Origin of the sequence: Rubrivivax albus (assembly GCF_004016515.1) — a bacterium.
GTDB lineage: Bacteria > Pseudomonadota > Gammaproteobacteria > Burkholderiales > Burkholderiaceae_C > Rubrivivax > Rubrivivax albus.
Window position 1 is genome coordinate 17,368 of sequence record NZ_SACT01000012.1, and the last position, 26,146, is coordinate 43,513.

The 26,146-nt window shown below is 66.1% G+C and carries 27 protein-coding genes; 13 read left to right on the plus strand and 14 right to left on the minus strand.

The window, feature by feature from the left end; translation table 11 throughout:
• Positions 1 to 9: 9 nt before the first annotated feature.
• The 8 genes from ENE75_RS23415 to ENE75_RS23450 form a co-directional block, all read right to left on the minus strand.
• On the minus strand, positions 10 to 1,404 hold the full coding sequence (locus tag ENE75_RS23415; protein ID WP_128201268.1) for a TraB/TrbI/VirB10 family type IV secretion system protein: 1,395 nt from the start codon (positions 1,402 to 1,404) through the stop codon (positions 10 to 12).
• Between the two features lie 8 nt (positions 1,405 to 1,412).
• The gene (locus tag ENE75_RS23420) at positions 1,413 to 2,216 is read right to left on the minus strand and encodes a type-F conjugative transfer system secretin TraK (RefSeq protein ID WP_199232402.1); all 804 of its coding nucleotides are present in this window, start codon (positions 2,214 to 2,216) and stop codon (positions 1,413 to 1,415) included.
• A 94-nt stretch (positions 2,217 to 2,310) separates the two neighbouring features.
• On the minus strand, positions 2,311 to 2,877 hold the full coding sequence (gene traE, locus ENE75_RS23425) for a type IV conjugative transfer system protein TraE (RefSeq protein ID WP_128201272.1): 567 nt from the start codon (positions 2,875 to 2,877) through the stop codon (positions 2,311 to 2,313).
• Positions 2,878 to 2,892: 15 nt separating this feature from the next.
• Positions 2,893 to 3,192: a type IV conjugative transfer system protein TraL gene (gene traL, locus ENE75_RS23430; protein WP_128201274.1), complete on the minus strand. Its 300-nt coding sequence runs from the start codon at positions 3,190 to 3,192 to the stop codon at positions 2,893 to 2,895.
• Between the two features lie 31 nt (positions 3,193 to 3,223).
• A complete protein-coding gene (locus ENE75_RS25530) occupies positions 3,224 to 3,640 on the minus strand; it encodes a hypothetical protein (protein WP_233259241.1) in 417 nt (138 codons plus the stop codon).
• Positions 3,641 to 3,793: 153 nt separating this feature from the next.
• A complete protein-coding gene (locus tag ENE75_RS23440; RefSeq protein WP_158289072.1) occupies positions 3,794 to 4,567 on the minus strand; it encodes an OmpA family protein in 774 nt (257 codons plus the stop codon).
• Complete coding sequence (locus ENE75_RS23445) at positions 4,564 to 5,016, minus strand: lytic transglycosylase domain-containing protein (RefSeq protein WP_233259242.1); 453 nt, start codon at positions 5,014 to 5,016, stop codon at positions 4,564 to 4,566. Before ENE75_RS23445 ends, ENE75_RS23440 begins: the two co-directional genes overlap by 4 nt.
• Before the next feature lie 301 nt (positions 5,017 to 5,317).
• The gene (locus ENE75_RS23450) at positions 5,318 to 5,833 is read right to left on the minus strand and encodes a hypothetical protein (RefSeq protein ID WP_128201278.1); all 516 of its coding nucleotides are present in this window, start codon (positions 5,831 to 5,833) and stop codon (positions 5,318 to 5,320) included.
• Positions 5,834 to 6,107: 274 nt separating this feature from the next.
• Between ENE75_RS23450 and ENE75_RS23455 the strand changes: the two genes are divergently transcribed.
• The 9 genes from ENE75_RS23455 to ENE75_RS23495 all read left to right on the plus strand — a co-directional run bounded on the left by ENE75_RS23455 (position 6,108) and on the right by ENE75_RS23495 (position 16,350).
• Positions 6,108 to 6,686, plus strand: a complete 579-nt coding sequence (locus tag ENE75_RS23455; RefSeq protein ID WP_233259243.1) for a restriction endonuclease subunit S — start codon at positions 6,108 to 6,110, stop codon at positions 6,684 to 6,686.
• A 14-nt stretch (positions 6,687 to 6,700) separates the two neighbouring features.
• Positions 6,701 to 8,236: a type I restriction-modification system subunit M gene (locus ENE75_RS23460; protein ID WP_128201280.1), complete on the plus strand. Its 1,536-nt coding sequence runs from the start codon at positions 6,701 to 6,703 to the stop codon at positions 8,234 to 8,236.
• A 115-nt stretch (positions 8,237 to 8,351) separates the two neighbouring features.
• On the plus strand, positions 8,352 to 9,359 hold the full coding sequence (locus ENE75_RS23465; protein ID WP_233259244.1) for a virulence RhuM family protein: 1,008 nt from the start codon (positions 8,352 to 8,354) through the stop codon (positions 9,357 to 9,359).
• Positions 9,277 to 10,542 carry a restriction endonuclease subunit S gene (locus tag ENE75_RS23470; RefSeq protein WP_128201283.1) on the plus strand — a complete coding sequence of 422 codons (1,266 nt, stop codon included), beginning with the start codon at positions 9,277 to 9,279 and terminating at the stop codon, positions 10,540 to 10,542. The genes ENE75_RS23465 and ENE75_RS23470 overlap by 83 nt, the downstream gene beginning before the upstream one ends.
• A complete protein-coding gene (locus tag ENE75_RS23475; RefSeq protein WP_128201285.1) occupies positions 10,539 to 13,838 on the plus strand; it encodes a type I restriction endonuclease subunit R in 3,300 nt (1,099 codons plus the stop codon). The genes ENE75_RS23470 and ENE75_RS23475 overlap by 4 nt, the downstream gene beginning before the upstream one ends.
• The gene (locus ENE75_RS23480; RefSeq protein ID WP_128201287.1) at positions 13,835 to 14,599 is read left to right on the plus strand and encodes a M48 family metallopeptidase; all 765 of its coding nucleotides are present in this window, start codon (positions 13,835 to 13,837) and stop codon (positions 14,597 to 14,599) included. The genes ENE75_RS23475 and ENE75_RS23480 overlap by 4 nt, the downstream gene beginning before the upstream one ends.
• A gap of 247 nt (positions 14,600 to 14,846) precedes the next feature.
• Positions 14,847 to 15,236 carry a hypothetical protein gene (locus tag ENE75_RS23485; protein ID WP_128201289.1) on the plus strand — a complete coding sequence of 130 codons (390 nt, stop codon included), beginning with the start codon at positions 14,847 to 14,849 and terminating at the stop codon, positions 15,234 to 15,236.
• Positions 15,237 to 15,245: 9 nt separating this feature from the next.
• The gene (locus ENE75_RS23490; protein ID WP_199232403.1) at positions 15,246 to 15,761 is read left to right on the plus strand and encodes a hypothetical protein; all 516 of its coding nucleotides are present in this window, start codon (positions 15,246 to 15,248) and stop codon (positions 15,759 to 15,761) included.
• 10 nt (positions 15,762 to 15,771) lie between these two features.
• A complete protein-coding gene (locus ENE75_RS23495; protein ID WP_128201291.1) occupies positions 15,772 to 16,350 on the plus strand; it encodes an RES family NAD+ phosphorylase in 579 nt (192 codons plus the stop codon).
• Positions 16,351 to 16,370: 20 nt separating this feature from the next.
• On the opposite strand, the gene ENE75_RS23500 is transcribed toward ENE75_RS23495, so the two are convergent.
• The 5 genes from ENE75_RS23500 to ENE75_RS23520 form a co-directional block, all read right to left on the minus strand.
• A complete protein-coding gene (locus ENE75_RS23500; protein WP_128201293.1) occupies positions 16,371 to 16,994 on the minus strand; it encodes an IncC plasmid conjugative DNA transfer DtrJ family protein in 624 nt (207 codons plus the stop codon).
• Positions 16,991 to 18,940 (minus strand): conjugative transfer system coupling protein TraD, encoded by a 1,950-nt coding sequence (gene traD / locus ENE75_RS23505; protein WP_128201295.1) that lies wholly within the window; start codon positions 18,938 to 18,940, stop codon positions 16,991 to 16,993. The genes ENE75_RS23500 and traD overlap by 4 nt, the downstream gene beginning before the upstream one ends.
• A 1-nt stretch (position 18,941) precedes the next feature.
• Entirely contained in the window at positions 18,942 to 20,657 is a 1,716-nt protein-coding gene (gene mobH / locus ENE75_RS23510) for a MobH family relaxase (RefSeq protein WP_128201297.1), read from the minus strand.
• Between the two features lie 176 nt (positions 20,658 to 20,833).
• Positions 20,834 to 21,307, minus strand: coding sequence for an RNA polymerase sigma factor (locus ENE75_RS23515; RefSeq protein ID WP_128201299.1), 474 nt, complete (start codon positions 21,305 to 21,307; stop codon positions 20,834 to 20,836).
• Positions 21,304 to 21,954, minus strand: a complete 651-nt coding sequence (locus tag ENE75_RS23520) for a transposase (protein WP_158289073.1) — start codon at positions 21,952 to 21,954, stop codon at positions 21,304 to 21,306. The genes ENE75_RS23515 and ENE75_RS23520 overlap by 4 nt, the downstream gene beginning before the upstream one ends.
• A 174-nt stretch (positions 21,955 to 22,128) precedes the next feature.
• Here ENE75_RS23520 and ENE75_RS23525 point away from each other — a divergent pair, with 174 nt between their 5' ends.
• On the plus strand, positions 22,129 to 22,425 hold the full coding sequence (locus ENE75_RS23525; protein WP_233259245.1) for a helix-turn-helix transcriptional regulator: 297 nt from the start codon (positions 22,129 to 22,131) through the stop codon (positions 22,423 to 22,425).
• Positions 22,426 to 22,891: 466 nt separating this feature from the next.
• Here the strand turns inward: ENE75_RS23525 and ENE75_RS23530 are convergent, their stop codons facing one another.
• A complete protein-coding gene (locus ENE75_RS23530) occupies positions 22,892 to 23,659 on the minus strand; it encodes a restriction endonuclease (protein ID WP_128201303.1) in 768 nt (255 codons plus the stop codon).
• A 243-nt stretch (positions 23,660 to 23,902) separates the two neighbouring features.
• Here ENE75_RS23530 and ENE75_RS23535 point away from each other — a divergent pair, with 243 nt between their 5' ends.
• From ENE75_RS23535 to ENE75_RS23545, 3 genes are read left to right on the plus strand one after another with little or no spacing between them, the layout of a single operon-like run.
• Positions 23,903 to 24,205 carry a DUF4031 domain-containing protein gene (locus ENE75_RS23535; protein ID WP_128201305.1) on the plus strand — a complete coding sequence of 101 codons (303 nt, stop codon included), beginning with the start codon at positions 23,903 to 23,905 and terminating at the stop codon, positions 24,203 to 24,205.
• A gap of 13 nt (positions 24,206 to 24,218) precedes the next feature.
• Positions 24,219 to 25,235, plus strand: a complete 1,017-nt coding sequence (locus ENE75_RS23540) for a thymidylate synthase (RefSeq protein ID WP_128201307.1) — start codon at positions 24,219 to 24,221, stop codon at positions 25,233 to 25,235.
• Positions 25,232 to 26,146 (plus strand): alpha-glutamyl/putrescinyl thymine pyrophosphorylase clade 3 protein, encoded by a 915-nt coding sequence (locus ENE75_RS23545; RefSeq protein ID WP_128201309.1) that lies wholly within the window; start codon positions 25,232 to 25,234, stop codon positions 26,144 to 26,146. The genes ENE75_RS23540 and ENE75_RS23545 overlap by 4 nt, the downstream gene beginning before the upstream one ends.

The following is a 26,146-nucleotide window of genomic DNA, read 5'->3' on the forward strand; positions in this document are numbered from 1 at the left end:
GAGGGCTTGTCAGTCGTTGGCATCGTCGGGGACCTCCGGGTTGCTCGGGCGGACTGCAAGGGGCGCGGCGGCAGTGGCGCTCATCGGCACGTCGATGCGGACGCCCTTGGTGATGACGACGTCGATCTCGCGGCCGGCGTCGACCTCGATCACAGGGAAGGTGTTCTCGGCCAGCTTGATGTAGTACTGGGCGAGCCGGTCGAGGGCGCGGCCGACGCCGGTGCCGAGCCCGGCCCGGTAGGCGTCGGCGCCCGAGGCGCTGGTGATCGTTCCCAGCGGCGAGGTGCTGACGTTGGTGGACGAGGTGGCCAGGCCCTGGCCGATGCCGCTGACCACGCCAGCCAGCAGGGCGTTGGCCAGCATCTGGCCCTGCTTGGTGACCAGCCGCCCGCGCATGCCGACCTTGCCGTCCTCGCCGTAGACGCTGCCCTGGATCTTCACTTCCAGGGTCGCGCCGTCGGCGCGGACACACGAGAGGTTCTCGGTGCGGAGGTAGGCCCGTTCGGAGCTGATGTCGCCGTAGCCAGCCGCGATGACGAAGCACTCGCGGTACTCGCCACGGAAGCGGTTGGGCAGCACCGCGTTGTCGGACAGGCGGATCAGCACCGGGTGGGGGTTGGACTGCGCCTGCCCGCCGGTGGGTGCATCCAGCCCGCCGAGCAGCGTGCCGCGCGTGAAGCTCACCGGCAGCCAGGTCGAGACGGTGCGGGAAGGCCGGCCCATGACCTCCGACGGTGTCCCGGACGGCACGCCGGTTGACGAGCTTCGTTGTTCGGGTTCGTGTACCCGTACCCGCGTGATCCTTGGAGGAGCCGCCGCCGGCCAGGATCCGGACCCTCCCGAGCGGGGATCGAGGGTCGGCAGGGGCGGCACCGCAAGGTTTCCGGGAGGCGTCCCCTGCGGTCGCGGTGCCACCGGGAGGGCCGATGCCGGCGGAAACCCGTCCGGCACCTGCGCGTCCGTGGTCTTGACAACCGGTGCGCTGGCCGCGTCCGGCGCAGCCGCCGCGTTGACCTGTGCCGCGGCGGTCAGGCGCCGCTCCAGCTCGTTGAAGCGCTGCAGGGTCCGGGCCTCGAAGGCTTGTCTGTCCTGGTCGTGCCGCCTTCGTGCGTCGCGTTCCTGTTCGTACTGCGCCAGCTTGTTTCCCGCGGTGCCGAGCCAGTGGTCGAGGGGGTCGACCTGCTGTCCGGGTGACATGACGCCGAGCCGGGTTACCGTCCCCGAAGGCTTGCCCGGCGCGGACACACCCGACGCCTCCTGATCGGCGCTCGCGAACACGATCCAGAGCACGCCGATGCCGGCGGCCAGAATGGCCACAAGCAACGCATACTGCTGCTGCCTGGGCGTGAGCCGCTGGAGGAGTGGCGACATGGCCTGGCGCCATCCGGACAGCGGGGCAGACATGGGCACCTTCATCGCGGGCCTGCCCGGCGGATCACGAAGACGTTCGTCATGTCTCCGGGCCGCAGGTTGTGGTGCTCCACGGCCACGGCCAGTACTTGGCCCTCGAGCGCACCATCCACGCGGTCGAACTCCTGCTCGGCAAGCACCAACGTGTCCTGGCCGACGTTCTGCAGCAGGTAGCGCTCGCCGACCAGTCCGCGCCCGTCGTAGCGGCCGATCTGCGCGAACGTCACACCCTCCCACAGCTGAACCTGCCGGCTGATGTCCTCGACCCGGATGTCCGTGGGCAAGCGGTCGGCCGCCATCGCGACGAGCATGGCTTTGAGCGCACGGATGTGGTCAGGCGCCGCGCCACGCAATCGGTGCGTATCGGCGCCACTGGAGGGTGAGACGGCTCGCAGGCTTCTGTCCCGGATCACGATGGTGTCGGCGGGGGTGTCGGCCTTGCGCAGCACCAGCGTGTAGGTGGCCTGTGCCGACGAGACGAACAGGTTGACCGGCTTGGGCGCGTCGCCCACCGGCCTGATGTAGATCTCCCCCTTGTCGCGGTCGCACTCGATCACGACCTCGCCTGACGGGTTGAACTCCGGCGCCGCGGGCATGGGTGTCGTGCCCGCATCCACGCCTGACGACGTTGGCGTCGGGCCGCAACTGCTCGAGTAGACGTTGCCGAACACGTCGGTGATGGGCGCGCCATCGATCCGGATGCGGGTCGCCTCCCTGATCGACATGACCGCCTCGATGGCGACACCGTCACGGGCGTCCAGCACCTGGAGTGCGCGTGCGGGATCTGCACAGGTGATCAGCGCCACGAGCGACGCCAAAGTGACGCGGTGGCACGTCGGTCCGGCGGACGGACGTGCCTGTTGCGGACGGCACGGCAAAGGCCGTGGTCCGGCGTGGCGATCAGGGTGCGGCATGGTCGACCTCCTTGAACGTCTTCAGATGCATGCGGCCACCGCTGTAGGCGAATCCCACCTCGTAGGCCTTGGCGTCATTGGTGGTCTCCGTGCCGTTGACCAGGGTGCGCAGCCGCCCGCGGAGGACCACGGTCTGCGTGTCTTCGTGGGCGACCAGCTGCCGCGGCATGAACGAGGTGCTGGCGTTGATGCGCTTCAGGCGCGCGGCCTCCAGTTCCTGCCGGGACTTCAGTTCTCCGTGCTGGTCAGGCTCCACGTACCCGAGCAGGATGTCCTTCTTCCAGTCGATGGACGCTGGCGTCACGTCCAGCACCAGCCAGGCGATGAAGCTGCCCATCTGCTCGAGGTACTCGCTGCTGGCCATGTCGCGGGTCACCCAGAACGACTTGTTGATCGACGGCGGCACGACGATCGTGCGCACGGAGCCCAGCAGGTTCAGGATCACCGCGATGGCCAGCACATTGCCCATGGCGAGCAGGCCTACCATGACGGCCAGGCCGCGATTGCGCCGGCGCATGGCCTTGATGTCGCCGTTCAGGCGCTCGAAGTTCATGGTGCTGACTCCGGCTCAGCCGACCATGCGCCGCAAGTGCGACGGTGGCGTAGCGCGCATCACCGTCAACGGACTGGTCGGCAGGTGCCAGTACAGCCAGTGCATCGCGAAGGCGGGGTGCTTGTCGGCCTTGATGCGAACGATGGCCCGCGCCGTGAACGCACCCGCCAAGGCACACACGGCGAACGCCAGCTTCGAGCCTGACATGTAGCCCATGAACAGACCGAAGAGCACGGGCGCAGCCACGTCGATGTCCCAGAAGCCGATCTTCCAGGGATCGTCGAGCCGGCGCGGGATGTAGGTGTCGGCGTGCATGCCGGTCTCCAGCGTGTCGGCGGCGCGTGCGTCAGATCACCGCACCCATGATCGCGCCGGCGATCACCAGGCCGACGGCCGCGAAGATGGCCAGGCCGACGTAGAACAGTACCGGGCCGAAGTTGCGCAGTGCGGCCAGCGAGATCAGCGCCACTACGAAGCCGACGAAGCCCACCAGGGCCTTGATGCCCGGGCCCAGCGCCGCGATCTGCGTCAGTGCCGAGGCCAGCGGACCGTCGATGTCGGCGAAGTTCACCAGGTCCAGGGCGTGGCCGGGGAAGGCGACGCCAAGTCCCAGCACGAGCCACAGGACCAGCGTGGCGACGTGGAGCTGCTGCACCCTGCACGGCCCGGCGGTGCGCCTGTCATGGCCGGCAGCTGTGCGCGTGGGCCACGAGCTCTTGTCTTCAGGATTGGCAGCGTGAGCGAGGGTGTGCATGTTGGTCATGGGAGTCGTCCTTCCGTGTAGGCGATGAGTGAGAACGAGCGCCGACGTCAGGTAGTGGCTGGCAGTTCGCTGGGTCGACGGGATCGCCGTGCGCCACATGTGGTCTGCGCCGACTGGTCGGTGCGAGCAAGCGCGTAAACGGCATGGCTGCTTCTATGGGTCGGCCGCGCGGCGTTCGACCGCGATCTCCACACGCCGATTGCGTGCGCGGCCCTCGGCGGTGTCATTGGCCGCCGCGTAACAGCAGGCCCCCTGGGCGTCGACATGCCAGGCCGCGGCAGCCAGGTGTGGGTACCTCGTGTGCAGGTACGCTGCGACGGCGGCTGCCCGCTGACGTGCGAGCGCATCGTTTGCTGCCCGAGGCCCGGCAACGTCCGTCCTGCCGCGGAGCGTGACCCTATGGACGTCGTCGCCAGCGGCAATGGTGTCCAGCGTGTCGCGGGCCTTGGCGGTCAGTGCCGCGCTCCCGAACGCGAAGTGGACGGCCGTGTGATTCGTTGGCTGTGCCTCGGGGTTCTCTGGCGTTCGCGGCGTGTGGCTTGTTGGCTCGGCGGGCGGGACCGTCGTGATCGTCAGGACGTACGAGTCCACTGCGCCCGCCGGCCCGGCATGTGCGGTTCCGGGTGCGAGGTCGTCGCTCCGGATCGGGACCGCTGTGGGCGCACGCTCCGTGGCCAGCGTCTTGGCGGTGAACCTGGGGCAATCCGGTGGCAGGCAGGTGGCGAAGTGGGCGGCTCGACCAAAGTCGATCTGGGCAACCACCGTCGGCTGGGCAGCTCGTACGCTGGATCGTTCGGTCTGGGCGACGCCGGGATCCGACGGGTGCCGATCAAGGTTGTTCACACGGCCACCGAAGCAGGACGCTGTGCCAACGGCCACGGCCGTGAGCAGGATGGCGTACATGGGGTGAATCAGGTTCTGGCTCATCGCAGTGCCCCCCATGCAGTGGCGCCGCTGAGGTGCCGACGCGGCGGTTCGACGGGACGCCCTGCCGACATCTGCGTCGCCGCCGACGCGGACGGCAGTCGCTCCAGGCCGCGATAGACCTTCCAGGCATAGCTGGCGCGCGCAGCGCTGCACGCCGGACCCTTGAGCCGTGTGCATGCAGCGTTGTAGGCACCCACGGCATTCCACGAGGCGCCGTGCCGTGCGAAGACATCGGCCAGCAACCACGCACCGACGTGGATGTTCGTGCACGGGTCATGCAGTTGCGCCTCGCCGATGCCGTGCCGCGCCAGCGTCGGCAGGTGCGAGCTGTTGATCTGCATGAGCCCGATGTCGTAGGAGCCGGTGCGTCGCTGGTGCGAGCGGTTCACGGCGCCCGGGTCAAGGCTGGACTCCACACGTGCGATCGCCACGAGCAGCTGCGGCGCCACGCCATGGCGTTGTGCAGCCTGGTCCCAGCAGGTCTGAGCCTGAGACGGCATCCAACCGGCGATGAGCACAACGGCCAGCCAAGCACCTGGCACCGGCATGGCCGGCGATCGTTGCAATTGGGATGACGGTGGAACTCGCATGATCTAACCCACGGCGTCTGGGGGAAAGGACGACGCCAGTTCGTCCGGCCATGGCGACCGGGCCTGGAGCGTCGAGCGACGGGTGAGGACCGGCGGAGCGGTCAGGGTGGGCAGCGGGCGCCGCCGGCGGTTCAGTGGAGGTCGAGCGTGACTGACTGCTCTACCTCGGGAGGCACTGTCGACCATTGGCGGCTCGTCGGGCCATGTTCAGCCTGGCCTGGCGCAGCACCAGCGATCCATCGCGCTCATGCGCGTGGCACAGTGCCACGCAGGCCGTGGTCAGCTGGTCGAGCTGGAACTTGGGGTTGGGGTGGCGGTTGGCCGGCGAGCGCTGCACGGCCAGCAGCAGCTCGTACTGCGGGCGCCACATCGACTCGCGTCGCCTGGGCGTCAGCGGCGGGCGCAGCACAAGCTGCGTGCCCAGGAAGTCGAAGATCCGCGCTGGCGCGTCATCGTGCAGGAAGACCAGCGACACGCAGGCGCTGATGAGGTCCGGGAAGCGGAAGGTCGGCGACACGTTGCCCTCGCTGCGCAGCACCGTGAACAGCCAGTCGTGCTCCTCGAGCCAGAGCCGGGTCTCGATGGTCTCCGGGTGTTCGCTGTCGTGGGTGCCGGAGCCGGCCTGGCTAGCCTGGGTGGTGACGTCGCAGCGGGCAGCGGGCAATGCAGAGTACATGGCGCGGTCCTCGTTCGGTGGCTTCGGGATCTGAAGGCCGTGCTCTGTCGAGCGCGTGACCGAAAGGGTAGGAGCCGGCCGCTGCCGCGGCGCCGCGGAATGGCGCGTTTGCGAGGGGGGTTTCGGGGTCTGGATTCGAACCCGCGCGGGCGCGGTCCGCTTGCGCGAACATGGCGGGCTGTCGGGTTTCTGTGCATCTTCAATAAAACTGCACTTGCAAACGCTGTGAGATGTGCGATACGATAACGGTATGCCGTTAGATGTACTCAGAACTGTGCTTGCCGACGTGACCCAACTCCAGGCGGGCTACCCCTTTCGCACGACGGTAGAAGAGGTGCCCGATGGCGATGTGCATGTGATCCAGATGAAGGACGTCAGCCCCGACCTGGGCGTCGAATGGTCAGGCGTCATACGCACACGGCTGGCCGGCCGCAAGCAGCCGGACTGGATCATTGATGGCGACATCCTCTTCGCCGCCAAGGGCGCCCGGTTCTATGCGGCCTGTGTCGCCGCTGCCTTGCCCAACGCCGTGTGCGTGCCGGCCTTCTTCCACCTCCGGGTCAGGCGCGAGGCCGCGCTCGACCCGGAGTTCCTGGCTTGGCAGATCAACCAGATGCCGTGCCAGCGTCAGTTGTTGCAGGCCGCCGAGGGCAGCAGTCTGCTCAGCATCCGCCGCGCAGTGCTCGAGCAGTTGGTCGTAGCCCTTCCCCCTATCGCCGAGCAGCGCCGCATCGTCGCGCTGGCCGGCCTGGCGGTGCAGGAGCGGCTAGCGCTGCAGCGCCTCATCCACAACCGCGAACAGCAGCTCCAGGCCATCGCCGAAGACCTGGGTGCCGAAGCCGGCTCACATTGACCGCAGGACACCGCATGAACGACCTCGCAACACCCCAGGCCGCCGTGAGCCAGGACGACATCAACGCCGCCGTCTGGGCCGCCTGCGACACCTTCCGCGGCACCGTGGACCCGAGCATCTACAAGGACTACGTCCTGACGATGCTGTTCCTCAAGTACGTCTCCGACGTCTGGCAGGACCACTACGACCACTACAAGGCCCAGTACGGAGACCACCCCGAGCTGATCGCCGAGATGCTGAAGAACGAGCGCTTCGTGTTGCCGGCCAGCGCCAGCTTCTACGCGCTGCACGCGCTGCGGCACACGCCCGGCAACGGCGAGCGCATCGACAAGGCACTGCACGCCATCGAAGAGGCCAACCTGGGCAAGCTGCGTGATGTGTTCCAGGACATCAGCTTCAACAGCAACAAGCTGGGCGACGAGCAGCAGAAGAACGACATCCTGCGCCACCTGCTGGAAGACTTCGCCAAGCCCGAGCTGAACCTCCGCGAGAGCCGCGTCGGCCAGCTCGACGTGATCGGCAACGCCTATGAGTTCTTGATCAAGAACTTCGCCTCCACCAGCGGCAAGAAGGCGGGCGAGTTCTACACGCCGCCCGAGGTGTCCACGTTGATGGCGCGCCTGATGGACCCGCAGCCGGGCGACGAGATCTGCGACCCCACCTGCGGCTCGGGCTCGCTGCTGATGAAGTGCGGCCGGCTCATCCGCCAGCGCACCGGCGCGCGCAAGTACGCGCTGTACGGGCAGGAGGCCATCGGCAGCACATGGGCGCTGGCCAAGATGAACATGTTCCTGCACGGCGAGGACAACCACCGCATCGAGTGGGGTGACACCATCCGCAACCCGAAGCTGCTGGACGCAGGGGCCAGTAGCACCACGCTGAAGCACTTCGACATCGTCGTGGCCAACCCGCCCTTCAGCCTGGAGAAGTGGGGCTTCGAAGGGGCCGAGGCCGACAAGTTCAGCCGCTTCCGCCGCGGCCTGCCGCCGCGTACCAAGGGCGACTACGCCTTCATCCTGCACATGGTCGAGACCATGAAGCCCGGCTCCGGCCGCATGGCCGTGGTGGTGCCGCATGGCGTGCTGTTCCGCGGCGCGGCCGAGGGGCGCATCCGCCAGAAGCTGATCGAGGAGAACCTGCTGGACGTGGTGATCGGCCTTCCCGAGAAACTGTTCTACGGCACCGGCATCCCGGCCGCAGTGCTGGTGCTGCGCAAGCACAAGGCCGACGACAAGGTGCTCTTCATCGACGCCAGCCGGGACTTCGAGGCCGGCAAGAACCAGAACGTGCTGCGCGAGGCCGACCTGCAGCGCATCCTGGACACCGCCGCCGCCCGCCAGCCCGTGGCGCGCTATGCCCACCTGGCCACGCCGGCGGAGATCGCCGAGAACGACTTCAACCTGAACATCCCGCGCTACGTCGACACCTTCGAGGAAGAAGCCGAGATCGACCTGATGGCCGTGCGCCGCGAGCGCGAGCAGTTGAAGGCCGAGCTGGCACGGCTGGAGGCGCAGATGGACGCGTACCTGAAGGAGCTGGGCTATGAGTGAAAGGGCGGGCGGCGCCGGCAAGCCCGGCCGCAAGACATCGACCCCCGGCCGTAGCCTCACTCGCTCGTCAGCGGCCGAGTACCTGACCTTCGTGGCAGCAGCCGGCCAGGGCGGCGTGGAGGCCATCTACGCCGACGAGAACGTCTGGCTGACCCAGAAGATGATGGCGCAGCTCTACGACGTGGAGATTCCCACCGTCAACTACCACCTGAAGAAGGTGTTTGCCGACCGGGAGCTGACCCAGGAGGCAGTTGTTAGAAGTTTTCTAATAACTGCGGCGGACGGCAAGCGCTACGACACGAAGCACTACAACCTGAGCGCCATCATCGCGGTGGGCTACAAGGTCAATTCCGAGCGCGCGGTGCAGTTCCGCAAATGGGCCAGCGCCATCGTCGAGTCCTTCACCATCAAGGGCTTCGCAATGGACGACGAGCGGTTGAAGAACGACGGCTCGATCCTGGGCAAGCAGTACTTCGAAGAGCAACTGCAGCGCATCCGGGAGATCCGCCTTTCGGAGCGCAAGTTCTATCAGAAGATCACCGACCTGTACGCCACGGCGATCGACTACGACAGCCAGGCCCAGGCCACGCAACGCTTCTTCGCCACGGTGCAGAACAAGCTGCACTGGGCCATCCATAGGCAGACGGCGGCTGAGGTCATCGTCAGCCGCGCCGATGCGAGCAGGGACCACATGGGGCTGACCTCGTGGAAAGACGCGCCGCTGGGCAAGATCCAGAAGTTCGACGTGGTTGTGGCCAAGAACTACCTGACCGAAAGCGAGATGGCGCAACTGCAGCGCCTGGTGTCGGCGTACCTGGATCTCGCCGAAGACATGGCCCTGCGCCAGATCCCGATGACCATGCAGGACTGGGAGACGAGGCTGAATCGCTTCATCACTGCGACGGAGCGGGAGGTGCTGCAGGACGCGGGCAAGGTCACGGCCGAGATTGCTCGGGCCCACGCCGAGAGCGAGTTCGAGAAGTACCGCATCGTGCAGGATCGGCTGTTCCAGTCGGACTTTGATCGGCTGGTGGCCGGAAGTGGCCCTGCTGCCGCCGTGCCAACTGCGATTGGGGGACAGCGCGGGCGAAAAACGAAGAAGGGGGCAGGCGATGCTGCCTGACGGATGGAAGCGATCAACCGTTGGCTCCAGCTGCGCGATCCGGAACAACCTGCGTATGCCGCTAAGTGCCAAAGACCGCGGCAGCATGAAGGGGCCGTATCCGTACTTTGGTCCAACGGGACAGCTCGACTCGATCGATCACTTCCGAATCGATATGCCGTTTGCCTTGATTGGGGAAGACGGTGATCACTTCCTAAAGCACGGCTCGCGGCCGATGACATTGTTCTTCGAGGGCAAGGCGAACGTCAACAATCACGCCCACGTTATCGCTGACTCGGAGCAGTGTCTTGCAAAGTGGTTCTACTACTGCTTCATGCACCGCGACCTGACACCCGTGCTGACGCGCCAGGGCGTTGGAAGGTACAAGCTGACGAAGGCTGGTCTTGAGCAACTTGAACTCGCACTGCCGCCGCTTGCTGAGCAGCGATCCATTGTGAGACTGCTCGAAACTTGGGATAGCGCCATCGAAGCTACCGAGCGGCTGCTGGCCAATAGCCGCAGGCAGAAGGAGGATCTGATGTCCGTCCTCCTGCGCGGTCAGGCGGGTGGTCGACCTGACGCGAGTTCTCATCGCACCGTCAAGTTAAGCAGCGTCTTCGAACGTGTCGCTCGCAAGAACGCAGAGGGAAACGACAACGTGCTGACCATCTCTGCACAGCAGGGGCTCATCAGCCAGCGGGAATTCTTCAGCAAGAGTGTCGCCAGTCGCGATCTGAGCGGCTACACGCTGCTGAGGCGTGGCGAGTTTGCCTATAACAAGAGCTACTCCACCGGTTACCCCTTTGGTGCAATCAAACCGCTGCTGGCTTACGAGGCGGGTGTTGTGTCAAGCCTCTACCTTTGCTTCAAGTTCCGGGACGGTGTCGATGCCGACCCGGACTTCTTTCGGCACTACTTTGAGGCCGGCATGCTCGAGCAGGAGATCGCCGGAATTGCGCAAGAAGGCGCACGCAATCACGGGCTGCTCAACGTGGGCATCGACGACTTCTTCGGTCTTCAGCTGAAGGTGCCCGATGTACACACCCAGCGTCAATTGGCCTCGGTGCTGAATACCGCCGAAGAAGAGGAGCGATCGATCGCCGCACAGTTGGAGAAGCTGCGCGTAGAGAAGCGAGCGATCATGGCCGAGGTACTCACAGGCAGGCGTCGGGTCCGCGTTCAGCCGACGGAGTGCACGCCATGACAGCCACCGCGCCCAGCTCGAAGGAGCTGCACGCCGCGCATCTGCCGGCGTTGCATCTACTGTGCAACCTCGGCTGGAATTTCCTGACGACGGCGCAGGCCCTGGCGATGCGCGGCAGCACCCGCGAAGTGCTGCTTCGGTCCCGGCTCGTTGAGGTGCTGCAGACCCGCCGCTACGAGTACAAGGGCCAGTCGTACCCGCTGTCCAGCAGCGGCATCGAACAGATCGTGCGCGAGTTGTCCGCGCTGAGCCTGGCCGAAGGCCTGCTGCCGGCCAACGAGCGGCTGTACGGCAAGCTGGCGCTGGGCATCACGGTCACCGAGTTCATGCCCGACGGCAAGAAGCACCAGCCGACGATTCCCGTCATCGACTGGGCCGAACCGGCCGCCAACCGATGGGACGTGACCGAAGAGATGGAGGTGCTCTCCGCCCAGGGTACGCATCACCGCACGCCGGACGTGGTGTGCTTCGTCAATGGGCTGCCGCTGGTGGTGATCGAAGCCAAGCGCCCGGAGTCCACGCCCGTCGGCAAGTCGATGGTGACCGAAGGCGTCAGCCAGCACCTGCGCAACCAGCGGCCCGACGAGATTCCGCAGCTCTTCGGCTACGCCCAGCTGCTGCTGGCCGTGAGCCAGACCGAGGGGCGCTATGGCACCACCGGCACCGCCGCGAAGTTCTGGGCCCGCTGGCGCGAGGAGGAGTTCGACGCGGCACACCACGCATCAGTCAAGAACGCCACGCTGCCCGCGGCAGTGCGCACCCGGCTGTTCGAGGGCAAGCCTGCCGCCCTCACCAGCTACTTCGATGCGCTGTGGGCGCAACCCATGGAGCCCACCGACCAAGACCGCCTGCTGGTCAGCTTGCTCACGCCGGGCCGGCTGCTGGAGTTCCTGCGCAGCTACGTGCTGTTCGACCGCAAGGTCGGCAAGATCGTGGCCCGCTACCAGCAGTTCTTCGGCATCCGGGCGCTCCTGGCGCGCATCCAGCAACTGCGGCCTGATGGCGGGCGCGAGGGCGGCGTGGTGTGGCACACCACGGGCTCGGGCAAGAGCTTCACGATGGTGTTCCTCACCAAGGCGCTGCTGCTGGTGGACGCGCTGGCCGAGTGCCGCGTGGTGGTGGTGACCGACCGGGTGGACTTGGAAGGGCAACTCTCGCGCAACTTCATCTCGGGCGGCGCCTTCGGGTCGGCCATCGCTTCACTGAAGGATGGCGAGAAGAGCCGCGCGATGACCGGCCGCGACCTGGCGCGCCGCATTGGCGGCGGCACGGAGCGCATCACCTTCACGCTGGTGCACAAGTTCAACTCGGCGTCCAAGCTGCCGGAGTGCCGCAACCCCTCGCCCAACCTGATCGTGCTGGTGGACGAAGGCCACCGCAGCCACGGCGGCGAGACGCATGAGCGCATGAAGAAGGCGCTGCCGCGTGCGGCCTACATCGCCTTCACCGGCACGCCGCTGCTGAAGGACGAGAAGACGTCCAACAAGTTCGGCCCCATCGTGCATGCCTACACCATGCAGCGGGCCGTGGAAGACGAAACGGTGGCGCCGCTGCTGTACGAAGAGCGCGTGCCCGAGCTGACAATCAACGAAGAAGCCGTCAACCGCTGGTTCGACAAGATCACGGCGGGCCTGAGCGACGCGCAGCGTGGTGACCTGAAGAAGAAGTTTGCGAAGAAGGGCGCCATCTACGGCGCGGCGGGCCGTATCGAGCTGATCGCATGGGACATCGCGACCCACTTCAGCGAGAACATCAAGAAGCTGGACCTGGGCCTGAAGGGGCAGGTGGCCACCGACAGCAAGCTCGACGCCATCCGCTACAAGCAGGCGCTCGACGACACCGGCCTCGTCAGCAGCGCCATCGTCATCTCACCGCCCGACACGCGTGAGGGCAACGCCGAGGTGGATGAGGAGAAGCTGCCCGAAGTGCAGAAGTGGTGGAAGCAGACCGTGCTGTCCCATGGCCTGGACGCCGAGACCTACGAGAAGCAGGTGGTGGCTGACTTCGGCACCGACGACGGGCCTGACCTGCTGATCGTGGTGGACAAGCTGCTCACGGGCTTCGACGAGCCCCGCAACACGGTGCTGTACATCGACAAGCCGCTGAAGGGACACAACCTGATCCAGGCGGTAGCCCGCGTGAACCGGCTGCACGACGACAAGCGCTATGGCGTGCTGGTGGACTACCGCGGAATCCTGAAAGAGCTGGACACGGCGATCCGCGCCTACCAGGATCTGGAGACCCGCACCCAGGGCGGCTTCGACGTGGCCGACATCGAGGGTCTCTACCGCAACGTCGACACCGAGTACAAGCGCCTGCCGGGGCTGCACGACCGCATGTGGTCGTTCTTCAAGGGCGTGGCCAACAAGCTGGACCGGGAACAGTTCCGACAGGTGCTGACGCCTAGGTTCGTGAAAGCGCCCGACGGTGAGGAGTACGACGAGCGGCAGAAGCTGCGCGACGACTTCTACGCCGCGGTGACGGCTTTCGGCCTGTGCCTACAGACGGCGCTGTCGAGCCGGAGCTTCTTCGAGGACAAGAGCTTCTCTGAATCGCAGATCGCGCGCTACAAGGCCGACCTGCGCTTCTTCACCGAGCTGCGCATGACGGCACGTCGTGACGCGATGGAAGTGGTGGACTACAGCGCCTACGAAGAGCAGATCCGAAAGCTGGTCGACAAGCAGGTGATCGGCAAGGAAGTTCGCGAACCCGAGGGGGTGTACCTGGTGCACCAGCTGGGCCAGGCCGAGGACCCGAAGGACTGGTCGGAGGAGAAGACGCGCAACGAGACCGACCTGATCCGCACCCGGTTGCGCAAGACCATCGAGCAGGAGCTGGCCGACGACCCGTACGCACAGAAGGTGTTCGGTGAACTGCTGCGCCAGGCGATCGCAGAAGCGGAGGCGATGTTCGACCACCCGCTCAAGCAGTACGCTCTGTTCAAGGACTTCGAGGAGCAGGTGACGTCGCGCCAGCCGCCCGGCACGCCTGACCTGTTGGCGGACAAGCCGCACGCCCGGGCCTACTTTGGCGTTCTGCGCCTTGTGCTGGGCGATGGCGCCGTGGAGGCGATGGACGACACGGCCCGCCAGACCCTGGTGGCGCAGGCCTTGGAGATCGACGAGGTCGTGCGAACGGCGGTGGCCGAGAACTCGCTCAGCCCGCAGAGCATTGAGGCGGCCATCCGCAAGGGCCTGCTGCCGCTGCTGTTCGGCAAGCTCGGGCTGGACCGGGCCAAGGAGGCTGTCGAGCAGATCGTGCAGATCACGCGCCTGGGCCTCGGGAAGGCGCCATGACCGACGGGGTTGTCGATCAGCTCGCCAGGGCGGGCCGGTTCAGCGTTCGGTATGGCGAGGAAACCATTGCCTATGCGCTGAGGCTGCAGCCGCAGCGCCGGCCCTCCAGGGTGGCCATCCATGTGGAGGCCAGCGGGCGTGTCCTGGTCGATGCGCCGGTGGGCGCCACGCACGCCAGCGTAGCGCAGGCCGTAAAGAAGCGCGCCGCTTGGATCGCTCAGCATGTGGCGAAGGCCAAGGCCAGGCTCGAGCACGTTCGCCACCGCGACTACACCAGCGGTGAGACCGTGCACTACCTGGGGCGCCGCTACCGGCTGCGCGTCACGGTGGATCCCGCGGCAGCGGCGTCCTGCCGGCTGCGCGGCGGCTTCCTGGAGGTCACCGTCCAGCGCAGAGCTGCCCAGGACGTGCAAGCCGTGATGTCAGTGTGGCTTCGCCATAGGGCCAGCGAAGTGCTGCGCGAACGCCTGGACACCATCGCCGCTGGACTCCGCTGGGTGAAGACGCCGCCGCCTATGCGCCTGCAGTGGATGCGTGTGCAGTGGGGCAGTTGCTCACCGCGCGGGCTCATCACCTTGCACCCGGCCTTGGTGCAGGCACCGCGGGACTGCATCGACTACGTCGTGCTCCATGAGCTGTGCCACCTGTCCAGCCACGACCACAGTGCCAGGTTCTACCGGCTGCTGGACCGGCACATGCCGGGCTGGCGCAGCGTGAAGGCGCGGTTGGATGGCATGGCGGAAGACCTGCTGCGGCAGTGACGACTGAACCGGCCCTGCCTGATTCCCCGGAATCGCGCAGTACGCTGCTGTTCCGGCCAAGACGCTCCCCATGCAGCGCTCCGACGAACTGCGCGCGGCGAATAGTGCAACTGTGCTTGCACAAGGCGCCGGCCAAGGTCGTTGCGACTTTGTCTTGTGATCGGTATGATCCAACTTAACGAACTAGACAAAGTGTCCGGTTCGATTCTGCCCGAGCCTCTGCGACTTGGCGCAGCAAGGAGATGTCATGTTGGTATGGGATGACCGTGAAGGGGCGCCGAACATCCTCGCGATGAGCGGGGTGGGTGCGAATCAGGACGCGCGCAGCGTCTACGAGAGCTATCGGTGTTCCGTGAACGGCATCATCCTGCGGGATGGCGAGCGGTTCGACTTTTTGCCGAACAAGCTGTCGGCCGCGATGATCGGCGCCTTCAAGGCGATGTGCGGGCGCGCCGTGGTCGCTGTCGAGACCCGCTATGCGCAGTGGCAACAGTACGTCGTCTGCGCCACGCAGGCCGTCGCGAAGCGGTCCCGTGAGGTGTCGGCACAGCCCCTGTCGGTGTCGACGGTTCGACCCCTGCGCCGCGCGAAGGCCTTCTTCGTGTCCCAGAAGGTGAACGGCCGGAATGCGCCGTAAGGCGCAACGTTGGGCCTCACGGGCCCACCAGACCCAGGAAGGCTGGAGATGAAGGAAACCATTCAGCACCCGTCCACAACCAACCCCCGTGCTTCCGCGAAGACCCGTCCATCGAACCTGCAGCCACCGAGCTACGTGCCTGCTGCCGAGGTTCGCTCCTTGCTCGCCAACAGCCTTGCTGCGCGGCAGCAGCGGCTGGGTGCCGCCGACATGATCTCGACCGACGAAGCAGCGCAGCTCGTGCAGACCACGCGCGTGACCATCAACGCCTGGATCGCCAAGGGCCGTGCCATCGGCCTGACGCAGACCAAGCGCGGGTTCCGCATGCCGCGCTGGCAGTTCGAGCCGTCCGTCTGGGCGGCGCTTCCGAAGCTGTCCGCTGCGCTGGGCACTGCGGAAGGCTGGGCTCTGCTGTCGTTCCTCGAGTCGCCCCATGGCGGCTTGAACGGCATCACGCCACGCCAGGCCATCGAGCAAGGGCAGATGGACAAGGTGATCAGGATCGCCGAGCACGAGGGGAACTGACTTCCCTTCGATGAGACTGCACGACCTTCAGTACCTGCCCCCGGTCGCACTTGCGGCATCGCAGACGGTCTACCGGGTACAGCGCACCCGATCTCGCCCGGGAGCGGTGGCGATCGGGCCCTTGAAGATGGCGCCGATCGGCGACTTGTCCAGCCGGTTTGCCATCGCCAATGCGGCGACGTGCTACTTCGCGGAAAGCCCAGAGACGGCGCTTTACGAGTCCCTGGTGCGGCGAGAAGCCGTTTCGCTGTCGATCGGCGTCGCTGCCGGCCGACAGTTGCTGTGCGTGCGTACGACACGCCCCATTCAGCTCCTTGATCTGCGGCCGCACGCTTCCTCTTGGCCAGTGCTTCAGTCCCTGCGCTTCTCGGCGACCCAGGACATCGCGGCCGAGGCTGCGGCGGATGGGTTCGAAGGGATCGCCTACCGTTCCGCGCAGCACTACGGCCAGGACTGCTTCGTCGTGTTCGGCGTGGGTCTCAAGGCTTTCAGGCTGGTCTGGCGCGAGCCGCTGATGCTCCCGGATGGCTCCATGCACCAGGCGCTGGCTGCTGCGATTCGCGGTGGCCAGATCATGTTGGCTCCGTAGCGCTGGGCTGATCGGCGGGACTACGCCCGCCGGTGGAAGTGGGCGAAGCTGCGTCCGGACAACAGCGCCAGCGTGGCCAGGACAGCGGGGCCGACCAGCGGGTGAACGTGCACCGGGACAACCATCGCCACGACTGCAGCACAGCTCAGCGTAATCGCCATGGATGCATACAACGCGAAGCGCTCCGGATCGTGGTGAAGGAACTCCTTGGACTTGACCACTCTGCTGATCGCGCCGTCCGCCATCGCTGCAGCAACGAACGCTGCCATCCAGGGCAGCCACTCCAGCATCGCCGACAGCCTGAAGGCGGCCAGCAGCACGAGTGCATCGATCGCACGAAAGTAGCTGTTCCCGAACAGCCGCTGGTTGACGGAAGCCATCTCCCGCGCCACGGCGCCGTCCACGCCGCTGGCCGCCGACTCGCCGGCGGTCGGGGGAATGGGTGTTGATTCGCGTGCCGCGCCCTGTAGGCCCAGCGCTCGGTCGAGGATACGCAGCGCGGGCGTCTCGCCCCAAATCTCTTCCATCGCCTGGTGCTCGCTTCGAATCTGCGCCAGGAATCGCTCTGGCGGATGCGCCGATGGCAGGTAGAGCACCAGCACCAGCAGGCAGAGCAGGGCGGCGATGCTGACGATGCGGATCACGACGGATGTCCCGCTATTGCGGCTGTAGTCCGGTTCGGCTTGGGCGGTGCCGCACGTGTTGCTCTGGGTTCGTCCGCATCCGGGTCGAGGATCGGAAACCGCCCCTTGATGATCCGCCCGCCCGACACCGAGGCGAAGTACTGCAGGTTGGGCAGCTTGCCCAGCACGTCGGCCGGCACCATCTCCTCGAAGCTCTCGGTGAGCTGCGTCGAGTAGCTCGACGAGAAGTCGCCCAGGTGTGCATCGGCGCCGCTGCTCAGGCCCACGCGCACCGAGTGGATGGCGGTCTTGCCGAAGGTCTCGACCACGAAGTCCTGCGTCGGCCGGTCCTTGGATCGCAGCGCGATCAGGTTGTTCAGGTTGCCCAGCGCCATGCGCGCCGCGTCTTCGCTGCCCAGACGCTTGGCCAGGTCGGCCAGCGTCTGCATCGCGCAGGTGGTGAAGATGCCACCCTCGGCGCCCTTGTTCAGGATCTCGATCAGCGGCTGGTTGATGACGTTCGACACCTCGTCCACGAAGAGCGAGATGCGCCGGTAGCCGCCCAGGTTGTAGCGCATGCCCGCACGCGCTGCCAAGTCGGCCAGGGCCAGTGCGCCGATGGCGGTGGCGACAGACGGGTCGGGCAGCGAGTCGAGGCACATGTACAGCACATGGCCGGCGCGCTCGATCTTCTCGAAGTTCATGATCGGTCTGGCATCGCCAGCGTCGAAGGGGTCGGGCGACAGGCTGCGGCCCAGATCGCCTGAGGTCAGCATCGAGAGCACCGGCAGCAGGTTGGCGGTGATCTTCTGGTAGTGCTCGCGGTTGTGGCGGAAGGTGCGCACCTGGGCGTCGAGCACCTTGTTGCGCTGCGACTGAGGGACGTGGTGTTCGTAGAAGGCCACCAGGGCCAGCAGGTCCGCACTGGCCGCCTCCGACGGGCGCTTCATGTTGCCGCGGTGCGCATCGTGCAGCAGCTTCTTCATCTCCGGCTGGTCGCGCCAGCCGGTGCCGAGAAGCCGCTCGTAGAAGCGGCGCAGCGTCGCTTCCAACACGGGCTCGATGCCGCCCTCGATGTACTTGGTGAGCTTGACCAGGTTCGGCCGCTCCTCCAGTTCGACCAAGCCCTGCACGACCACGTTCACGGCGTCCCAGCCGAAGGCGGAGAAGGCGCCGGCCGTGTCCGGCGGCATGATCGACTGGATGCGCGAGGCGATCTCGGTGGGCTTCTGCCAGTTGAAGGTGAAGTCCAGGCGCACGCCGGCTTCAGGGAAGGCGGGGTGGAACTCGAGAAAGGTGTCGGGCTCGCGCCAGTCCTCGCAGGCGCGCTGGGTGACACGCTTCAGGCGGCGGCTGTTCTTGGGGTCGATGACGATGACCACGTCGCCGCGGCGCACGGCCTGCGTCACCAGGTTGGCCAGCGCCACGCCTTTGCCGGATTGGGTGGTGCCCACCAGCAAGGTGCCGCCTTCGAAGTTCTGCAGCGGCCGGTGCAGGGGCACCTCGCGCGGCTCGACGCCATGGACGTAAGGCAGGCCGATCTCCGCATCGGGTTGCGGTCGTGCGTCGTAGCCCAGCACCCGCAGCAGGCGGGGCGACACGGCGAACTCGCGGTAGTCGACCTTGGCCAGTTCGTAGAGACGCTGCGAGTGGACGGGCCGCCACTCGAAGCCGAAGCCCAGGAACACCTCGTCAGGCTTCGCCGTCCAGCGGGCGACGGCCCGTGTGCTCAGCACCTGGATCCCGCGGCCGGACAGCGAGGCACGCAGCACCAGCGTGTGAAACCCCTGCGCCAGCCGCAGGACGCCCATCGCCAGGCAGAAAGCGGCGAGCGGGAGTGCGAGCTGTCGCGGGAGCAGGCCCAGCCCGCCGGTGACTGCGAAGAACAGCAGGGCGGGCGCCCAGACGGCGGCGGCGTACACCTCGTAGGCGCGCCGCCAGGGCATCTCGTAGCGGCGCATGAGCATGTCAGGGCTCCTCGTGCGCGGCCGGCTCGAAGGCGGCAGGGTCGAAACCATCGATGCAGGCTGGGGCAACGACCAGCCCGATGGTCGGCTCGCCGCGGAAGTCGGCCGTGACGGTGGCCGGGCCATCCCGTCCGGCATGTACCAGCAGGCCGACATCGGCCAGCGCCCGACCCGCCAGCGCGGGCTGCACGCCACGCCGTTCCAGTTCAGCCAAAGGCACGAACAGGCCGGCCGCGATGGGTGCGGCGGCTGCTGCGCTGCCCGGCCCGTTGAGGGTGCCGACGATGGCCGCGAGGGCATCGCGCACGGCCGGATTCAGGCGCATGGGCGCGTTCAGCTTGAAGGTGGGCGCCGCGGCCGGCGGAGGGGAGGGTGCAGGGGGCGGCGAAGGGGCTGCCAGGTCGGCAACGACAGCAGGGGGCGGTGCCGGGGTCTGTGACACCGGCGGCGGCGGGGATGTGCGAGCTGCCGGTGATGTGGCCACCTCGGTGGCGTCGAGCAATGAGAACTGGGTGCCGGGCGGCGGTGCGGGGGCTGGCGCCGGTGCAGTCGTTGTCGGCTTCTGGGTGGTTCGCGTGGTGCCAGGTGGGCAGACCAACGAGATGGCCAGTGGCTCGGCCGGCGGCGTGACACCGTTCAGCAGGATCGCCGGCGATGCCAGCTTCACAGCCTCCGCGGCGGTCTTCAACTCCGGCGGCAGGACGAACCAGGTCGAGGCACCGTCCGGCTGCCGCGCGAAGACCCCGGCCTCCAGAAGCAGATCGAGCACCGTCTCAGGCGCCTTCGGGATGCCGGCCAGCTGATCGGCTTCGAGGAGTGCCTGGACATCGTGGGCCGCCTGCGGCCACAGCAGGAACAGCCCATCGGACCCCAGCCAGGCGCGCGACTTCTCCCGGTTCGGGAACCAGCTGGGACTGCCGGACGCCAGCCGGCGCATCGCGTCGACCAGGTAGCGCTCGAGGTGCGAGCCGAACTGCGGCACGCCGTAGCGATCGGCGTTGGCCTGCAGGTTCCGGTCGATCACCAGCGCAAGCGAACGACGTACGAGCGCGTCGAGGACGTTGTGGTCACGGTAGACCGGCTGCCCGCTGACGCTGGACAGGAGGTGCGGGACGATGATGCTGTTGTCCTGCGCCAGGTACTGGAGCGTGGCTTCCGGCACGACCAAGGGCAGTACGAACACGCCCAGGCCGCGCGACTCGGTGGCGTTCGGCCGCCAGCGAACGAAGTAGCGAGTGGCACTGCGTGATGCCAGCCAGTCACCCAGGGGGATGAGGAACTGCGGCCACTCGCCGCCCGCCTCGTCGGTCACGATCAGGTGGCTGAGCACCCGGTGCAACTCGCAGCATAGGCCGCCGATGAAGGTAGCCAGGCGCCAGCGGGGTTCAAGCTGGCGGCGCACCGAGATCGTCGACCGTCCGGAGAAGATGTGCGCGTCGGTGCCTTGCAGGCTGTAGAACGCCACCTCCAGCCCGAGATTCAGCAGGCCGGCAGGTGTGCTGAAGTAGTTGTCGGCGGTGGCGGGCAGCAGGTGGACGTAGCTGGAATAGCGCTGGAGCAGCGGCTGCACCTCGGCGTCGAAGGCATCACGGGACAGGCCGAAGCACAGGCGGATGCGGCTGCGGAGGTCGTCGGCCGATGCCAGCAGGTCTGCAACCGGCAGGGCGGGGAAGCCGGGATCGGTGGCGGCGAACGCCTTGAGCGGGGAGGGCGACATGACGGACGCGGCAGAGCGTCGGTCATGCTGGAGTCATGAGCGCTGAACGTGTCGGCGAGAGGCGCGGGAAAGAGGAGGGGTTTCGCGATCGAGATGCAATTGGCCACGCCGGGCGCGCGTGCGGGCGGTGTCCGGTCGGAGCGAGCCAGCGGATCTGGCCCGCTCACGGGGCGTGCTCACCAGCCTTCCATCCAACTCGTCAGCCGCAGCGTTGCCTTGGCGATGTGCCGCTCCACCGCCTTGACCGACAGACCATGCTCGCGAGCGATCTCCGTGTAGGACTTGCCTTCGACGCGGTGCGCCAGGAAGAACGCGCGCGTCCTCTCCGGCAGCCGCCCTACGCCGATGCTCAGGCGCTCGAGGCGCTCGCGGGCCAGGAGGGTCGCTTCGGCGCTGGGCGTCGCGTCAATGAGAACCACGTCCTCGAGCACGACTTCGGTGCCACGGCTCAGGCTCTGGCGGTGGGTGTCGATGGACAGGTTCAGCGCAGCGCGCATCAGGAAGGCTTCTGGCTGGACCACCGGTTGCCCTTGTTCGTACTGCGCCAGCCGGACCCAGGCTTCCTGCACCAGATCCTCGGCATCGTGTTCCGAGCGACCTCGGCGTATCAGTGCCGCCTTGACCTTGGCGAAGATGGGGCGCCAGTTCACCGGGCCGGGCCACTCTCGGCGATAGGCAGCTCCCAGCGTTGACCCGTGATCGCCCACGGCGACCCCAGGCCGGAAGGACGGTGCCGCGCGCCGCTGGAGATGTTCGAGGATGTTTCGATGCGTCGACTGGCCTGCGCCAACGAACGCGCCACCAGCTCCAGGGCATCTGCCGCGCTGTTGAGCGGCGCCATGCGTCTCAGGCGCCGAACGATCGTTGCATTGATGCGGTCGGCCAGCGAGGTGGTGCGCTCGGCGATCCTGTGTTGCCGAGCCGTGAGTTCAAGCGACGCCAAGGAAACCGGTGTACAGGCCGAGCGGTAGACCAGGGTTGGATTGCCAGGAAAGTCTGCCGCCACGGCCTCCGCGTCGTCGGTGATCAGGATCCGGATCCTCTCTACGCCACGGCGTCGGAGTTCCTCTTCGGCCAGCGCCCAGGTCGGCTGGCTTCCATCCTGGGTTGCCCAGTTGCCAAGGATCTCCGTCTCGCCGGACGCGAGAGCGCCTACCGCCCACAGCCCTTGGGAGCCATCACCCGACCCGCTGGTCGAGGTTCGCCACGAAACTGATCTGCCATAGACGACGAGGTAGCGGGCGCAAAGTAGCAGGCGACTGCTGGCAGCGCAGTTGTCTGGAGCGGAATCGAACACGGTTGACCTCCGTCGGGCTGCATCGGCGTCGGGCTGGCTTCTGCCGACTCGGCTTCTCGCGAGAAAGTCTAAGGAACTCTTAGAGAAAGGCAAGTGGAAATCTAAGACTCTCTGAAGGTGCCCCGACCGCCTTCCTCGAGCGCGAAGCCTTCACCAGCGATAGCACCGTCGTCAGTGTTCGGTCTGCGACTTCGTCAGGCGCGTGAGCTGGCTGCGCTCACCCAGGAGGCGTTGGCGGTGCGCGCGGGGATCGACGAGTTCACGGCAAGCGCACGTATCAGCCAGTACGAGACCGGCAAACACGTACCGAGGTACGAGATCGCGTGTCGGCTGGCTGATGCGCTCAAGGTCCCGGTCGCATTTCTGTACGCCAACGATGACGGCACTGCTGAACTGGTACTGCTGTGGCAGCATGCGAGCGCGACGTCACGGCGCGAGGCGCTCGCTGTCTTGAGTGCTGGCGCAGCATGACCTGAATGTCAGCATGGCGGCTCGTTTAGGGGTCCCCTGCACGGGGGCTTGCTGCGGCCGACGACGGATGGCGAAGCCCAAAGGCGCCCGGATGATGACGGACCCGCCGATACGGCTGCCGCTTCGCCGCGGTGAGGCAGTGCCCGCCAGTCGCTTTCGACCCGCGCCGCATTGTGATTGCCATGACAGAAGGGGCTTTCGAAGTGCACAGTATCGGAACGGCGCAGACCTACTTCGGCTGCAGACTGTTCAGAGTCATTCGTTGCTCGCTGGCTGAACGGCGGCGGCAGCGGTCAGCGGTCGTTCGACTGATGCCGGCGTCCGCGACTGCTTCACCCTTTTGGACGGGATACTCACTAGGTGATGGTTGTAGCTTGACAGCGAGCAACCGGTCGCGGCTCGGGCGAACTGGTGCGTACGACCCTGAGCAGTCGGGTGACCACAGGCCTGGGGTGCCGGCTAGCCTTCAACTTACGTGAATTGAACTCGTACTAGCTACAGCACCCTTGCCTGCACCCAGTTGCAGCGGATGGTCAGCTGGCAGCGCTGCAACACACGCTTCAAGCTTGCCCTCCAACTCAGCAATCAGCGGCTCCAAATGCGTGACGACGTGTTCAGGAGAGGTCAGCTCCTCCGGAAAGTCCCACGATGCTGCTGCCCTCGACATGTAGTCGGCTTCGAAGGGATAGGCGCCCCTGAAAGCCTTCAGGATGGTGCTCTCTGCTAGCTTGATGACGGCGTCGCCCAAGTATCCAAACTCTCCGCCATAGGGGCGCAATCCGTACTGGATGCGCAGGGACTTCGGAAGCTCCCAATAGATGACCCTGCACCTCTGCACGCGGTCATTCAGCTCTGCTAGCCGCATGGCGATGACCTCGGCGCCCGCCGCGGCTTCAGACTCAGCCAGAGACTGCAGATGGACGTTGGTGAGCGCTGCCGCCTCCTTCGCACCGATCTGGAAGCAGCTCTCGGACAGCAGGATGCCCCGATCAGCGCCGGTGTCGGAGACTATCTCGCGAAGAGCGAGTACGTGTAGCTTGTTCACCGGAGTCTGCCAGCACTTGCACTCGACGATCCAGGTCACCTCGAAGCCCACATGGCGCGACTTCACGAGCACGTCGATGTCGTGCTTCGTTCTGGCGCCTTGCACCGTGACGTCAGTTTGTGCGTCCATCCCCAGCGACCGAAAGAAGGACGCAGCCTGCTCTTGGTAGTTCTGCCAGGCAGAAGCCATGTGTCGCCCTCAAGCTGTTTAGGACCGGATGCTACGAGACCGCCTGCTAGAGTCAGCGTTAAAGCTGGCGTCGCCGACTTCCCTGCTTTTCCTCCCCGAGCAGGGGCTTCGGCGCGATGACAACGATGAGGTTTTGCCGACCCGGCATGTCCGGGGCGTTCTTTTGGGCCGACGCGCGGCCCGCGATGCTGGCCTCCGCATGCCGCTCAACAGCCGTGTTACATTTTTCCTGGGGGGAGTGATTTGGTATACGTCGACGATGCCGATGTGCCTAAATACGGTCGTGGCTGGTGCCATTTGACGGCGGACAGCCTTGGCGAGCTTCACGCCTTCGCAGCTCGCATTGGCCTACCTGCCCGCGCCTTCCATCGCGGCGCGCGCCACCCCCACTACGACATCAACGCCGACCAGCGGCTGAAAGCTCTGCGCAGCGGAGCGCATCCCGTCAGCCCTCGAGAGGTCGTGCGCATCGCCAAGCAGGTTTTCGTTCCCCCGCCAGCCGTCGCAAGTTCTCCAGGCGACGCACAGGTTGCCCTTTTCGCATAGGGCTTCAGCGCACATGTACGTCCGCGCCGACTCCCTGGACGACCTTCTGGGCAAGGTTTATCGGCAGCTTCTGGCACGCGGCACGCGCATCGAACCCACGAAGGGCCCGGCTCGCGAAATCTACGGCGTCCTGCTCAAGCTGTCGGCGCCACGCCTGCGACTCAGCCGTACCGAGTCGCGCGGCATCCTGTTTAGCTGCCTTGGCGAGTTGCTCTGGATACTGGCGGGCAGCAACGCGCTGGACTTCATCGAGCACTACATCTCGGAGTACAGGAAGTCGTCCGACGATGAGCTGACCATTCACGGGGCGTACGGTCCTAGGATGTTCGGCAAGCGCCCGAACGACCAGTTGGCGCGCGTCATTTCGGCGTTGCGGAGCAAGCCTGATTCGCGCCAGGCGGTGATTCAGCTGTTCGACCGTCGAGACACGCTCCAGTACCACAGCGACATCCCCTGCACCTGCACGATGCAGTTCGTCATACGGGACCGACGGCTGCAGATGCTGACGTACATGCGGTCCAACGACGCCTGGCTCGGCCTACCGCACGACGTGTTCGCGTTTACCATGATCCAGGAGTTGGTAGCGCGCTCGCTGGGCGTCGAGTTGGGGGAGTACCGGCATTCCGTCGGAAGCCTGCATCTGTACGAGCGAGACGACAAGAAGGCCATTCGGTATCTCGACGAAGGGTGGCAGCCCAGGAGGCCTATGCCGCCGATGCCACAGGGCGACCCATGGCCTTCCGTTGGGAGGTTGCTGGTCTTTGAGGAGGCCGTGCGGAATGGCGATGCAAGTGCTGTGGACCCGAGGGAGTCCATGGAGCCCTACTGGGCCGACCTAGCTACCTTGCTGGCTATCTACAAGGCAGGCAAGACGACGGGCAACCAGAACGAAATCAAACGGCTGAAGCGGCGGCTGACGGACGAGGTCTACGCCATGTACATCAACAAGCGCTACGGGATGGTGCCTTCGGTCAAGGACCAGGCCACGCTCTTCGATAGCGGCAACGACGCACCAAAGGCCGCGGCATGAACGCGCACGAAAAGGAACAGCGGTCGATTGAGCTGGAAGCCCAGCTTCTCGACTTTCACCAGCACAAGATGCCGCTACAGGGCGTAACGCCGCCCGAGAACATGCTCGCCTTTGTCGCGCAGCTAATCGACAGCATTCAACGGGTGATGTACGTGCAGACCATCCGCGCCCGCCCAATCAGCGCTGCGCGGGCCGATCCGCGCAGCCCATCGTTTGATCCCATCAGAGCAGCCGTGGCTGCGGGGCAGACGGAGGAGGCCTTCTGGCTGATATTCCTGGCGACCCATTGCGGCCGCAACCTTAGGACCGAGTGGCGACTAGCCGCAGAGCTCTATGGCGCTTCTCAAGCTGCCCCATGGACCTGGACGCGAGTCCAGAATGATCCCGAAGCCTATGCTGACTGGGTCGAGGACCACTACGACACGTTCACCGGCAAGTTCGGCAACCACCGCAAGTACGAGTCGCTAAAGCCAGGCGACAAGGGGACGGGGGCCGTAGTCCGCAGCTATGTCGACTGGATCACTGGCTTTGGTTCACACGCGGCGATGGTTGCTCAAGCCAAGGCGCAGGCGAACGGGAATGCACGTCGCGCCTTCAACGTTCTCTATGAGCAGATGCGCGCGGTCTTGCGCTTCGGCCGCACGGGCCGCTTCGACTATCTCACCATGCTCAGCAAGGTCGGGCTCGCCGACATCGACGCGGACTCGACATACATGAACGAGGCAACTGGGCCGAAGCGGGGGGCGCGGCTGCTGTTTGACGGCCAGATCGACTCCAATACCGGCGCCCGCGTCTTGGAGGCGCGCGTGGCCGCCCTTGAGCAGCATCTGGGTGTTGGCATGCAGGTCATGGAAGATGCCATGTGCAACTGGCAGAAAAGCCCGAACCTCTACCAGGCCTTCCGAGGCTAG

Excerpts from the sequence above, each read along its gene's own strand:
- ENE75_RS23485 (WP_128201289.1), top strand. The coding sequence starts at position 14,847 with ATGTTGGTATGGGATGACCGTGAAGGGGCGCCGAACATCCTCGCGATG.
- ENE75_RS23530 (WP_128201303.1), bottom strand. The coding sequence starts at position 23,659 with ATGGCTTCTGCCTGGCAGAACTACCAAGAGCAGGCTGCGTCCTTCTTT.
- ENE75_RS23415 (WP_128201268.1), bottom strand. The coding sequence starts at position 1,404 with ATGTCTGCCCCGCTGTCCGGATGGCGCCAGGCCATGTCGCCACTCCTC.
- ENE75_RS25530 (WP_233259241.1), bottom strand. The coding sequence starts at position 3,640 with ATGACCAACATGCACACCCTCGCTCACGCTGCCAATCCTGAAGACAAG.
- ENE75_RS23440 (WP_158289072.1), bottom strand. The coding sequence starts at position 4,567 with ATGAGCCAGAACCTGATTCACCCCATGTACGCCATCCTGCTCACGGCC.
- ENE75_RS23460 (WP_128201280.1), top strand. The coding sequence starts at position 6,701 with ATGAACGACCTCGCAACACCCCAGGCCGCCGTGAGCCAGGACGACATC.
- traE (WP_128201272.1), bottom strand. The coding sequence starts at position 2,877 with ATGAACTTCGAGCGCCTGAACGGCGACATCAAGGCCATGCGCCGGCGC.
- ENE75_RS23545 (WP_128201309.1), top strand. The coding sequence starts at position 25,232 with ATGAACGCGCACGAAAAGGAACAGCGGTCGATTGAGCTGGAAGCCCAG.
- ENE75_RS23540 (WP_128201307.1), top strand. The coding sequence starts at position 24,219 with ATGTACGTCCGCGCCGACTCCCTGGACGACCTTCTGGGCAAGGTTTAT.
- ENE75_RS23495 (WP_128201291.1), top strand. The coding sequence starts at position 15,772 with ATGAGACTGCACGACCTTCAGTACCTGCCCCCGGTCGCACTTGCGGCA.
- ENE75_RS23450 (WP_128201278.1), bottom strand. The coding sequence starts at position 5,833 with ATGTACTCTGCATTGCCCGCTGCCCGCTGCGACGTCACCACCCAGGCT.
- mobH (WP_128201297.1), bottom strand. The coding sequence starts at position 20,657 with ATGTCGCCCTCCCCGCTCAAGGCGTTCGCCGCCACCGATCCCGGCTTC.
- traL (WP_128201274.1), bottom strand. The coding sequence starts at position 3,192 with ATGCACGCCGACACCTACATCCCGCGCCGGCTCGACGATCCCTGGAAG.
- ENE75_RS23480 (WP_128201287.1), top strand. The coding sequence starts at position 13,835 with ATGACCGACGGGGTTGTCGATCAGCTCGCCAGGGCGGGCCGGTTCAGC.
- traD (WP_128201295.1), bottom strand. The coding sequence starts at position 18,940 with ATGCTCATGCGCCGCTACGAGATGCCCTGGCGGCGCGCCTACGAGGTG.
- ENE75_RS23475 (WP_128201285.1), top strand. The coding sequence starts at position 10,539 with ATGACAGCCACCGCGCCCAGCTCGAAGGAGCTGCACGCCGCGCATCTG.